The sequence below is a fragment of the Myxococcus sp. AB056 genome (assembly GCF_006547365.1).
Taxonomy (GTDB): Bacteria; Myxococcota; Myxococcia; order Myxococcales; family Myxococcaceae; genus Myxococcus; species Myxococcus virescens.
On the sequence record NZ_VHLB01000016.1, the window covers coordinates 109,223 to 121,615 of the forward strand.

Here is a 12,393-nt window from a genome sequence, read left to right on the forward strand (position 1 = left end):
AACGCCGCAAAGACTGACAGTGCGTGTCGGGGCGATTCAGGCTGGTCGCTCGAAGGACATCACGGCCTCGACGTGATGCGTCTGAGGGAACATGTCGACCACCTGGAGGGCCAGGGGCTTGTAGCCCGCGGCAACCAGGCCAGCGGCGTCCCGAGCCAGGGATGCCGGGTCACACGCCACGTACACCACGCGGCGCACGCCCAAGGCGGTCATCCACTTCGCCAGGCCCGGGGCTCCCGCGCGCGGCGGGTCCGCGAGGCACACATCGAAGCGGCGCTGCTCGGCCACCAGCCCGTCGCACACCTTGCGGGCGTCGCCCTGGATGAAGCGCACATTCGTCACCCCACCCTCGCGAGCGCTCCGCTGGGCCAGCTCGACGCCCACGGGGGAGGACTCCACGCCCAGCACGGACGCGGCGGTTCCGGCCAGTGGGAAGGTGAAGTTGCCGTTGCCCGAATACAGCTCCAGCACGGTGTCGGACTCGCGAGCCCCCAGCTCGTACACGGCCGAGGTCACCAGCCCCACGTTGGCCTCGGCATGGGCCTGCGCGAAGGCATCCGGCCGCAGGTACAGGAGGACTTCCGGCCGCAGCGGTGAGTAGGAGCGCAGCGCCGGCTTGCCAAGAAGCCGAGCCGAGCCTTCCTTCGGCGTCAGCACCGCGCCCTCCAGCCGCAGGGCGCGCACGGCCGCCTCGGCGGCCTCCAGGTGACGCGCCGTCACCGGGCCGCTGAGGTTCACTGCGAACGCGGCCTTGTCCCCTTCCGCCAGCAGCAGCACTTCCTCGGCATCCTTCGCCAGGGGCTTGAGCAGCGGGGCCAGCTTGCCGGGGAGCGCCGCGAGCACGGGCGTGAGCGCGCCGCAGACCTCCACGGGCACGCGCTCGTGGCTGCGCCGGCCGAAGTACCCCAGCGCGCCCTTGCCCGCGGGGTGCAGCACCGCGCGGCGCCGGTAGCCCCAGTCGCGTGGGGCCACCAGCAGCGGACGCACAATGAAGCTGTCCCGAGCCAGGTGCCCCAGGTGCTCCAGGGTGGAGAGGACGATCTCCTGCTTCGCGCTGCGCTGGGCGGGCTCGGCCAGCCCCAGCCAGTCACAGCCGCCGCAGTCGGACGCGTACACGCAGGGCGCGTCACGCCGGTCCGGGCCTGGCGACACCACCTGTCGCAGGATGCCGCGCAGCACACGGCCTTGCGTCTCCAGGTGGACGCGCACGGTGTCACCCGGGAAGGTCCCCGGGATGAAGACGGTGCGCCCCTGCCAGGAGGCCACGCCTTCGCCGAGCTGGCCGAGGCGTTCGATGGTCAATTCGATGGGAAGTTCGGGTAGCGGCAACATTCAGGCGCTATTCGGGCGGGAGCTCCGAGCGCAGGCGCTCCACGAACTCCGCGATACGCGTTCGCTTGTCTTCATCAACGTCCAGGAACTCCACCGCCATCCCTGGGGACTGGGGCGCGGGCACGCCCACGGCATTGGTGCGCGTCACCCGCCCCTTCAGCTCCACGGGGAAGTGCGCGCCGGGCAGCGTCACCAACAGCCGCACCACCGTGTCCACGGCCAGCGGCTTGTCGGTGTTGATGTAGAGGCCCCCCTTCGACAGGTTCACCGCCCAGTCGGTGACGAAGCCAGAGACGCTGCGGTAGGCCACCGGCAGCTCGTACTCGAGACGGGGCGCGCGGGGATGAGGGGTCGAGGTGTTGGGACTGTCTGCCATGGGAAGCGCTCCGCCGCGGGGTTCGTACGACGCCCGCGGCGGTGCACCTTATCCCCACACGCTCAGACTTTCATCTCACGGACGTCAGGGGCCACCGTCAGCTTCGGCTCGGTGAGCTTCTGCACCTGCTCCACCGTCACTCCGGGTGCCACCTCGCGCAGGATGAGCCCCTGCGGCGTCACGTCGATGTACGCGTGGTCCGTGACGATGTGGTGGATGCACTTGAGGCCCGTCAGCGGCAACGAGCACTTCTTGAGGATCTTGGGCTTGCCGTCCTTGTTGGCGTGCTCCATGGCCACGAAGATGCGCTGGGCACCGACGGCCAGGTCCATGGCGCCGCCCATGCCCTTGATCATCTTTCCGGGGATCATCCAGTTGGCCAGGTCGCCCTCTTCGCTGACCTCCATGGCACCCAGCACGGCCATGTCGATGTGGCCGCCGCGGATCATCCCGAACGACAGGGCCGAGTCGAAGAACGCGGCGCCGGGCACCGCCGTCACCGTCTCCTTCCCGGCGTTGATGAGGTCCGGATCCTCCTGGCCTTCCAGGGGCCAGGGGCCGATGCCCAGCAGGCCGTTCTCCGACTGGAGCACGATGTCCATGCCCGGCGGGATGTAGTTGGCCACCAGGGTGGGCATGCCGATACCCAGGTTGACGTAGAAGCCGTCCTGCAGCTCCTGGGCGATGCGCTGTGCAATCTGTTCACGAGTCAGTGGCATGGCTGGGCTCCTCAGGCCGACTTGCGGACGGTGCGCCGCTCGATCCACTTCTGGAGGTTCTTCGCCTGGACGATGCGCTTCACGAAGATGCTCGGGATGTGCACCAGATCCGGGTCCAGCTCGCCCGGCTCCACGATGTGCTCCGCCTCGACGATGGTGACCTTGGCCGCCATGCACATCATCGGGGAGAAGTTCCGCGCCGTCTTGCGGAACACCAGGTTGCCCCAGCGGTCCGCCTTCCACGCGCGGACAATGGCGAAGTCCGCCTTCAGCGGCGTCTCCAGCACGTGCAGCCGCCCGTCGATGACGCGCGTCTCCTTCCCTTCGGCCACCTGGGTGCCGGCGCCCGTCGGGGTGAAGAAGCCGCCAATGCCGCAGCCGCCCGCGCGGATGCGCTCGGCCAGGGTGCCCTGCGGGTTCAGCTCCACCTCCAGCTCACCGGAGAGGAACTGCCGCTCGAACTCCTTGTTCTCTCCCACGTAGCTGGACACCATCTTCTTCACCTGCTTGTTCTGAAGCAGGATGCCGAGCCCCAGCTCGGTGGTGCCGCAGTTGTTGGAGATGATGGTGAGGTTCTTCACGTTCTTCCGGTGAAGTGCCTCGATGAGATTCTCCGGGTTGCCGCACAGCCCGAAGCCGCCGCTCATGAGCGTGCAGCCATCCGGGATGTCGGCGACCGCCTCGTCCGCGTTCGCGTAGACCTTGTTCATCCGCCCTCCCGCATGTGCGAACGGGGTGACGGCCCTTGGCAGGCCCCCACCCCGTGCCCCTCCCCTATCGGGAGAGGAAGTTCAGCGCTCCACCATCAGCGCGATGCCCTCGCCGCCGCCGATGCAGAGCGACGCGACGCCACGCTTCTTGTCCAGGTCCTGCATCGTCTGCAGCAGCGTCACCAGCACGCGCGCGCCGGACGCGCCAATCGGGTGGCCCAGCGCCACCGCGCCGCCGCGCACGTTCACCTTCGACACGTCCAGGCCGAGCAGCCGGTTGTTCGCGATGGACACCACCGCGAACGCTTCGTTGATCTCCCAGAGGTCCACGTCACCTGCGCTGATGCCCTGCTTCTTCAGCAGCTTGTTGATGGCGTCCGTGGGCGCGATGGTGAACTCCACCGGCTTGCGCGCCGCCTGGGCGTAGCCCGTGATGCGGCCCAGGATGGCGCGGCCCTCGGCCTTCGCGCGCTCCTCGCTCATCAGCACCAGCGCCGCGGCGCCGTCGTTGATGGAGGACGCGTTGGCGGCCGTCACCGTGCCGTCCTTCTTGAACACCGGCTTCAGGCCCGGAATCTTCTCCGGCTTCGCGTTGCGGGGACCCTCGTCGTCGGAGACGGTGACGACGTCCTCCGGCTTCTTGCCCGGAATCTGGACCGGGACGATCTCCGCCTTGAACAGGCCTTCCTTCTGGGCCTGGATGGCGCGGCGCGTGGACTCCAGCGCGTACTCGTCCTGCTGCGAGCGGCTGATGTCCTGCGTCGTGGCGCACTCCTCGGCGCAGATGCCCATGTGGACGTTGCCGTACACGTCCCAGAGGCCGTCGTGGATCATCGCGTCCTTGAACTCCACGTTGCCCATGCGCGCGCCGCCACGCATCGCGTGGCTGATGTACGGCGCGTTGCTCATGGACTCCATGCCGCCCACGACGACGACGTCCGCGTCACCCAGGGCAATGGCCTGCGCGCCCGCGCTGACGGCCTTGAGGCCGGAGCCACAGACCTTGTTGAGCGTGGTGGCGGGAACCGTCTCGGGCAGGCCGGCGAAGATGGCCGCCTGGCGAGCGGGCGCCTGGCCCACGCCCGCGGTGAGCACACAGCCCATGATGACTTCCTGAACGGCCTCGGGCTTCACGCCCGCGCGCTCCAGCGCCGCCTTGATCGCGATCGCGCCCAGCTGCGGGGCCGTCAGCTTGGCGAGCGCGCCCTGAAAGGCACCAATGGGGGTACGGGCCGCGCCCACGATGACGACGTCTCGAGCCATGAAACCTGCCTCCTCTTGAGGATGTGCGGATGCTCTTCGATAACAGTGTCGGGGGCCCTTATCACCGGCCACTTCCCTGAGTTCAAGCATCCTTGCTCGTCACACGGGCGTGAGCGTCCACTGTGCACGACGCAACGCGCCAACCCTCGTAACCGCGCGAAGTCACGAAGGCTGGCGGTGTGCTGGGCGGGCCCCTGCCCAACCTACCGGTCGGATGGTTTCTAGTGGGCACGCCAGGAGAACAGCTCCGCGTCCCATCCGCCCGTCGTGAGGACCTTGCCGTCCCCCCGCCAGGAGATGCCCAGGATCGTGCTTTCGTGGGCGCCCATGACAGTGGGCTGGAACGCGCCCTCTTCACGGACGTCCCAGGTGAAGAGCAATCCTCCTTCGCCGCCACTGGCGAGCCGCGTGCCATCCGGGCTCCACGCCAGAGCCAGTTGGATGAGCCAGGTACTGGCGCTCGCAACGAAGGCACCCGTGCTCAATTCCAGGACAGCGAGCCGATCACTGGTGCTCAGCGCCAGGTGCGTCCTGTCGGGGTTGAGCGCGGCGGCCACGATGCCCGGCAACCCGGGCTCCATGTGTCGAAGGACACCGGACGCACGGTGCCAGAGGTCCCACGCCCCATGGCTGTAGACGATGATCAGCGACGCTCCATTGGGCGTCCATTCCAGCTCAACGACAGGGCTCGGCGTTTCTGGGATGCGCAGCAGCTCCGTGCCGCTGCCCACGTCCCAGACCTGGACGGTTCCTTTCCTCCCGGTGGGCGAAAACGTCGTGCCTGCGCCCGCAAGGGTCCAGCCGTCTGGCGTCAGCGCGGCGTGCTCCACCCTGGATTGCTGTCCATGAGACCACGGCGTCAGCACGACAGGCGTGCGCACCCGGGTGCCCGCATTCGCGTCCCAGACGCAGAGCCGGCCGTCATCGCCTCCCGTCGCGAGTCGCGTGCCCTCCTCGCTCCACCCCAAGGCACGAACGTCTCGCCCCCCATGGCCGTCCAGCGCTCCCAGCGCCTGGCCTGAATCGCTCCAGAGTCGGACCTTGCCCTCGCTGCCGGCCGATGCCAGCCGCTCTCCCGCAGGACTCCACGCCGTGGCGTTGACCGCCCGCAGATGCGCCAGCAACTCAGTGCGCCGCACGCGCGCGCGTTCCTCATCCACCTGGAAGACGGACACCGCGGCGGGCTCCCTCTCCATCGCGACGAACGTGTTGTCGACCGGGTTGAACCGCACAGCGTCGTAGCCGGATGCACTCAGCGGGTTGGGGAGAGGCTCGAAGCCATCCGCCACCACCGTCCCGGTGTTTGCCTCCAGGACCGTCAGCGATCGGAGTCCATCCACCGCTACGAGCCAATCCTTCGTGCGGCTCCAGTCCAGACGGGCGAGCAGGCCCCACGGACCTGTCCACATGGCCTGCTGCTCGTGGGTCGCTGCCTCATACACTCGCACGTAGCGGAAGCTGCTCACCGCGTACCGCGCTCCGTCCGGGCTCCAGGCGAAGCCATGGGCATTGCTCTGCCGGTAGAGCGGCCCGGCTGGGGCAAGCGGGTGGATCTCCACCATCTCGCCCTGCACCTCGAGTGCAATACGGCGTGCATCCGGGCTCCAGTGGATCTGGTGGACGGGATACTCCGTCAGCAAGGGTTCCCGGCGCTCCGTCCCCGTGTCCGCGGACCAGAAGCGCACTTCCCCGCCGCCCGTGTCCAGGTTGCTGATGCTGGCGAACTCGTTGCCGTCCGGGTTCCAGGCAACGCCCACCACCCGGCCCGAATGGGCGCGCCAACGCTGGACAGGCGCGCCTGTGTTCGGGTCGATCCGGGCCAGTTGCCCATCTTCGAAGCCGGCGACCAGGTCCTCCCTCCTGGGCCCCCACGCCACGGCACGAATGTCGGAGCCCTCCACCCGAATCACCCGGGAGACGTGGCCGAGCTGCGCATTCCAGATGCGCAGTGAGCCCTCCCCCCCGACTCGATCCAGCACCGCGAGGAGGACCCCGTCCGGGCTCCAGGCCACAGCGATGGGGTGCCGAGCACCTGACTGCCTCCACAGCGCGGAGTGCTCGAGCATTGGCGCGAACCCCACACCACAGCGCCGGTTTTGCTCGACTTGGATGACATGGGGCGTCTGCTCTGGCCCGCAGCGCATCCATCCGGTGAATCGCCATCCCTCCGCGGGCTCCGCCTGGAGCGTGACTTGGGTCCCCACATCGAAGCGCGCCATGCACGGGCCCGTGCAGCCGCTCAGCCCTTCCGGCGTGCTCGTGACCCGCCCTGCGCCAAAGACTTCGACGGCCAGCGTCCGCTTCCCATCATCCTGGGGTGGAGCCGGTTCGACGGTGAAGGCCACGAGTTCGGACCACGCCCCCAATTGTCCGTGGGTATCGACCGCGCGGCAGCGGGCCGAGAACTGCCCCTTCGTCTGGAAGACGGGAGCCACGTCACCGGCGGTGCCGCTGGGAACACGTTCGGACAGGCTGACCTCCGCCTTCGCGCGCCCCCAGTCGAACGCATAGGTCAGCGCGTCACCGTCCGGATCCTCGGCGATGCACCGGAAGCCTCCCGGCAATCCCGCCGTGAGCCCTACGGCGGGGACCTCGATGCGTGCCTGGCCCGGAGGGCGGGACACAGAGGGATTCGGGCTGCTTCCATCCGAACAAGCAAACACCGCACTCAGCATGAGCGCGCAGGCCACCCCGGAGCGACTGCCCCAGGCAACAGAACGAACAGACATGGATTGTCCCCCGCGCGCTCGGCCCCGTAGCGCGCGGCGTCTTGCATAGCAGGCCCCGCCCCGAAACGGCAACGGCCGGGCCCCCTCTCGGGAACCCGGCCGTCTCGCCGTGCTGGCGCGTGCGGCTGAAGACTACTTCTTCAGCTTGCTCGCCATCACGTCGCCGAGGCGCGCCTTCGAGCCTTCCGCCTGCTTGCGGAGGTACTCGCGGTAGTCCTCGCCCTCGCCGATCAGCGCCTTCATCGACAGCGCGACCTTCCGGTCCGGGGTGTTGATGTCGATGATCTTCACCTCGACATCCTGCGCCTCCTGCACCACGTCACGCGGGTTCTCGACACGCTCCTCCTTCAGCTCGGAGACGTGGACGAGGCCCTCGATGCCCGGCTCGATCTCCACGAACGCGCCGAAGTCGGTGACCTTGGTGACCTTGCCCTTCACGCGGCTGCCCACGGGCAGGCGCTCGGACAGCGTCTCCCAGGGGTCCGGCTGGAGCTGCTTGATGCCCAGGCTGAAGCGCTCGTTCTCGACGTCGATGTTGAGCACCACCGCCTCGACTTCGTCGCCCTTCTTGAACATCTCGCCCGGGTGCTTGATGCGCACCGTCCAGGAGATGTCGGAGACGTGCACCAGGCCGTCCACGCCCTCCTCGACGCCGACGAACACGCCGAAGTCGGTGACGTTGCGGATCTGACCCTTGATGACGGAGCCGATCGGGTACTTGTCCTCGAGCAGCGTCCAGGGGTTCTGCTCGATCTGCTTCATGCCCAGCGCGATGCGCTTGGCCTTCGGATCGATGTCCAGGACGACGGCCTCCACCTCCTGGCCGACCTCCAGGATCTTGGACGGGTGCTTGAGGCGCTTGGTCCAGGACATCTCGGACACGTGCACCAGACCCTCGACGCCCTGCTCGATCTCGATGAACGCGCCGTAGTCCGTGATGGACACGACCTTGCCGCGGACGCGCGTGCCGACCGGGTACTTCTCGTCGGCGCGGTGCCACGGGTCCTCCTGGATCTGCTTCAGGCCCAGGCTGACGCGCTCCTGCGTCGGGTCGAACTTGAGGACGACGACGCGAACCTCGTCACCCACGTTGAACATCTCGCTCGGGTGACCGATGCGGCCCCACGACATGTCCGTGATGTGGAGCAGACCGTCGATACCGCCCAGGTCGATGAACGCACCGTAGTCGGTGAGGTTCTTGACCACGCCCTTGAGGACGGCACCCTCCTTGAGGTTCTTGAGGGTCTCCTTCTTCATCTCCTCGCGCTGCTTCTCGAGGAGCACGCGGCGGGAGAGGACGATGTTGCCGCGCTTCTTGTTGAACTTGATGACCTTGAACTCGAATTCCTTCGAGATGTACTGGTCAAGGTTCCGCACGGGGCGGATGTCAACCTGCGAGCCGGGCAGGAACGCCTTCACGCCGATGTCGACGGACAGGCCGCCCTTCACGCGACCGACGATGGTGCCCTTGACGATCTCATCGCGCTCGCAGGCGGCGCTGATCTCGTCCCAGATGCGCATCTTGTCGGCCTTCTCCTTGGAGAGGACGACCATGCCGGTGTCGTTCTCGCGGCTCTCCAGGAGGACCTCGACGGGGTCACCGGCCTGAACCGAGACCTCTCCGCGAGGGTTGGTGAACTCGGAGATCGGGACCTGTCCCTCGGACTTGTAGCCGATGTCGACAATCGCGAAGTCCTTCGTCACCTGGACCACGGTGCCCTTGACGATCTCCCCTTCCTTCAGGATGCCGTCACCACCGCGCTCCTTGAGCGAGGCCTCGAACATTGCGGCAAAGTCTTCGTCGCCGCCGTCCATCCCGACCTGCTGGTTCACGTTCTGCTGCATGAAATGGAAGTCCTTTGAAACCGGTACAACTGCCCCCTGATGGTGGTTTTTCCGTCGCGGCCTGCGGGGAGCAGCGGGCAGTGACGTTCGTCCTCCTCATTGAGGACTTGATTTGATGGAAGCCGCGCACCCTAGACACCGGTGATTCCGGTAGTCAAGCGAGCTCGTGCCCCCTGTGCTGTTGGGTGGATGTCCTACCCCGGAGCTGTCAATGGCTCCTAGTTAAGAACGCCTGCCCTGCCGCGCAGCCCCGGTCCGCAGGATGCCTGCCCCCAGCCTGGTGCGCGAACGAGCGGCCAAGGCCCTGAAATTCCAGGGCCTGAACCGGGCCGCGCTCAACCGTCGGCGGCCTGGATTTCTTCCCGGCCGTCAGCCCTGGAGCTTGAAGCTCTCGCGGGCGATCACCATCCGCTGCACCTCGCTGGTGCCTTCGTAGATGGTCTGCACGCGGGCATCGCGGAAGTACCGCTCCACCGGGAACTCGTCGATGTAGCCGTAGCCGCCGTGGAGCTGCACGGCCTTGTCGGCCACCTTGTTGCTCATCTCGCTGGCGAAGAGCTTCGCCATGGAGGCCTCGCGGGAGAACGGCTGCCCCTTCTCCTTCATGGACGCCGCGCGCAGCGTCAGCAGCTCCGCCGCCTCCAGCTGCGTCTGCATGTCCGCGAGCATGAAGCGCGGGCCCTGGAACTCGCCAATGGGCTGGCCGAACGCCTGACGGTCCTTCACGTAGGCCACGGTCGCCTCGAGCGCCGCGCGCCCCACGCCGCAAGCCTGCGCCGCGATGCCAATGCGCCCACCGTCCAGCGCCACCATGGCCAGCTTGAAGCCCTGCCCTTCGGCGCCCAGCAGGTTCTCCGCCGGAACCTCGCAGTCCTCGAACGTGAGCGACACCGTGTTCGAGGAGCGCAGGCCCATCTTGTCCTCGTGCTTGCCGATGATGAGCCCCTTCGTCCCGCCTTCGACGATGAAGCACGACAAGCCCTTGTTGCCGGCGGGGGACGTGCGCGCCCACACCACCATCACCCCCGCGTACGCGCCGGAGGTGATCCACTGCTTGCTGCCGTTGAGGACCCACACGTCCCCGCGCCGCACCGCGGTGGTGCGCAGCGCGCCGGGGTCGGAGCCCGCATGGGGCTCGGACAGCGCGAACGAGCCCGCGATGGCCTCGCCGGACGCCAGCCGCGTCACGTACTTCTCGCGCTGCGCGTCGGTGCCGAACGCGTTGATGAGCTCGCCGCACATGTTGGTGACGGCCATGGCCACCGACGTGGACGCGTCGGCCGCGGCCATCTCCATCATCGCCAGCGCATAGGCCACCACGCCGGCCTCCGAACCGCCGTAGCGCGCCGGGAGGTTCACCCCCAGCAGTCCCATCTCGCCCAACTGCCGGAAGAGGTCCGTGGGAAAGCGCTCTTCGCGGTCCAGTGTCCGGGCCAGGGGGGCCACGCGCTCGCGAGCGAACTTGCGCGCGGTGTCGCGGATGAGGGTCTGCGTCTCGGTGAGCTCGAGGTTCACGGCGGTTGTCCTACTCGATGGCCTTGAGGTTGAACGGGTACTCGATGGGGCGGTCCGTGCCATCCGGAGGCTTCGGGAAGGTCATGGACGACAGGACGGCCTGTACGCAGTCGTGCAGGCTCGGGTCCTTGAGCGTGCTGGTCTTCTTCACCACCCGGGCGTCCTTCACCAGACCGTTGGCGTCGATGGTGAAGGTCGTCATCAGCCGCCCCTCCACCGTCCGGTCCTTCTCCGCCATGTGGTCCTCGTAGCACTCCTGGATGCGGCGCTGGTGGTACTGGACGACCTGACGGATGGAGTCGGGCGTGAAGGGCATCCGGTCGACGTCCGGCCCTTCTCGCTTGGCGGGGGCCGGCGTCGTGGCGGCGGACTTGCCACCGGCGGGCGCCTTCGCGGGGGCGGCGCCCTGCGCGAGCGCAACCGCCGAGGCCAGGACGACTGCGGAGAGAAGCGCTCGAGTCATGACGGTTACTCCCTCAGCAGGTTGGCGGCGATGACGATGCGCTGGATTTCGCTCGTCCCCTCGTAGATCTCCGTGATGCGCGCGTCGCGCACGTGGCGCTCCACGTCCATCTCCTTGCTGTAGCCCATGCCGCCGTGCACCTGCAGGGCCTTGTTCGCCACGCGGCTGGCCATCTCGCTGGCGTACAGCTTGGCCATGGCGCTCTCCGCGCTGTGGCGCACGCCCTTGTCCTTCTGCAGGGCCGCCCGCCACACGAGCAGCCGGGCCGCGTCGATCTCCGTGGCCATGTCGGCGATCATGAACTGGATGGCCTGGTGCTCGCGGATGGGCTTGCCGAAGGACTTGCGCTCACCGGAGTAGCGCACCGCCTCCTCATACGCCGCGCGCGCGATGCCCAGCGCCTGCGACGCGATGCCGATGCGGCCGCCGTCCAGCGTGCTCATGGCGATCTTGAAGCCCTCGCCTTCCTTGCCGAGCATGTACTTGGCCGGCACGCGCATGTCCTCGAAGAACATGGAGCAGGACCAGGCGGCGCTGATGCCCATCTTCTTGTCCGGCTCGGCGCGGATGAACCCCGGGGTGTCCGTGGGGACCATGAACGCGGTGATGCCCTTGTGGCCCGCTTCCTTGTTGGTCATCGTCATCAGGACGATGGCGTCGGCCTTGGGGCCGTTGGTGATCCAGTTCTTCGAGCCGTTGATGACGTACTCGTCACCCTTGCGCACGGCGACCGTCTTCTGCGCGGCGGCGTCGCTGCCGGCCTCGGGCTCGGTGAGGCCGAAGCAGCCCAGCTTCTCGCCCCGGGCGAAGGGCGCCAGGAACTGCTCCTTCTGCGCATCCGTGCCGTACTTCATGATCGGATCGCAGTAGAGCGAGTTGTTCACGCTCATGATGACGCCGGTGGAGGCACAGCCGCGGCTGATCTCCTCCATGGCGATGGCGTAACAGACGTTGTCGAGCCCGGCGCCGCCGTTCTGCTCGGGAACGGCCACGCCCAGCAGGGACAGCTCGGCCAGCTTCTTCACCGCGTCGGTCGGCCAGGCGTGGTGCTCGTCCCACTTGCGGGCGTTGGGGATGAGCTCCTTGGCCGCGAACTCGCGGGTCATCCGCTGGATTTCACGCTGGATGTCGGTCAACTCGAAGTTCATGGAACCTCCATAATATGAGGGGCTTCCCTCTGGAACAGCGAAGACGCGGCGCGTGCGCGGAAGCGCGCCGTGGCGTGCCGGTGAGACACCGTCCGGTCGCCTGAGACCCGGGATTCCCCGGGAGTACCCCAGAACATATTGAGGGGCACCGTGACGTCGAGGCTGACGTCCAGCCGGTTCCCCTCCCCTGTCCATGCCCGCCGCACGACCACGGACAGGGTCCACGGTACCGTGTCCGGGTGCCGCTCGATGAAGTCATAGGACAACCCCAGCCCGGCCACGCCCCCCGAACC

At 67.7% G+C, this 12,393-nt stretch carries 10 protein-coding genes and 1 pseudogene; all 11 read right to left on the reverse strand.

From position 1 onward, the window contains the following. Positions 1-36: 36 nt before the first annotated feature. Positions 37-1,332 carry a class I SAM-dependent RNA methyltransferase gene (locus FMP39_RS10290; protein ID WP_141589752.1) on the reverse strand — a complete coding sequence of 432 codons (1,296 nt, stop codon included), beginning with the start codon at positions 1,330-1,332 and terminating at the stop codon, positions 37-39. 7 nt (positions 1,333-1,339) lie between these two features. Further along, entirely contained in the window at positions 1,340-1,708 is a 369-nt protein-coding gene (locus FMP39_RS10295; RefSeq protein ID WP_090492651.1) for a TIGR02266 family protein, read from the reverse strand. Positions 1,709-1,770: 62 nt separating this feature from the next. Next, a complete protein-coding gene (locus tag FMP39_RS10300; RefSeq protein WP_141589753.1) occupies positions 1,771-2,427 on the reverse strand; it encodes a CoA transferase subunit B in 657 nt (218 codons plus the stop codon). A gap of 11 nt (positions 2,428-2,438) precedes the next feature. Further along, positions 2,439-3,137 carry a CoA transferase subunit A gene (locus FMP39_RS10305; RefSeq protein WP_090492653.1) on the reverse strand — a complete coding sequence of 233 codons (699 nt, stop codon included), beginning with the start codon at positions 3,135-3,137 and terminating at the stop codon, positions 2,439-2,441. 81 nt (positions 3,138-3,218) lie between these two features. Continuing rightward, the gene (locus FMP39_RS10310; protein ID WP_141589754.1) at positions 3,219-4,400 is read right to left on the reverse strand and encodes an acetyl-CoA C-acetyltransferase; all 1,182 of its coding nucleotides are present in this window, start codon (positions 4,398-4,400) and stop codon (positions 3,219-3,221) included. A 221-nt stretch (positions 4,401-4,621) separates the two neighbouring features. Continuing rightward, complete coding sequence (locus tag FMP39_RS10315) at positions 4,622-7,024, reverse strand: WD40 repeat domain-containing protein (protein WP_141589755.1); 2,403 nt, start codon at positions 7,022-7,024, stop codon at positions 4,622-4,624. 237 nt (positions 7,025-7,261) lie between these two features. Continuing rightward, complete coding sequence (locus FMP39_RS10320; RefSeq protein WP_002639616.1) at positions 7,262-8,974, reverse strand: 30S ribosomal protein S1; 1,713 nt, start codon at positions 8,972-8,974, stop codon at positions 7,262-7,264. 369 nt (positions 8,975-9,343) lie between these two features. Beyond that, entirely contained in the window at positions 9,344-10,489 is a 1,146-nt protein-coding gene (locus FMP39_RS10325) for an acyl-CoA dehydrogenase family protein (protein WP_141589756.1), read from the reverse strand. Between the two features lie 10 nt (positions 10,490-10,499). Then, positions 10,500-10,952 carry an AgmX/PglI C-terminal domain-containing protein gene (locus tag FMP39_RS10330; protein ID WP_141589757.1) on the reverse strand — a complete coding sequence of 151 codons (453 nt, stop codon included), beginning with the start codon at positions 10,950-10,952 and terminating at the stop codon, positions 10,500-10,502. A gap of 5 nt (positions 10,953-10,957) precedes the next feature. Then, positions 10,958-12,100 (reverse strand): acyl-CoA dehydrogenase, encoded by a 1,143-nt coding sequence (locus FMP39_RS10335; RefSeq protein ID WP_011553809.1) that lies wholly within the window; start codon positions 12,098-12,100, stop codon positions 10,958-10,960. Continuing rightward, positions 12,097-12,393: pseudogene (locus tag FMP39_RS37895) on the reverse strand (hypothetical protein); the annotation flags it as partial. The gene FMP39_RS10335 and the pseudogene FMP39_RS37895, both read right to left, overlap by 4 nt.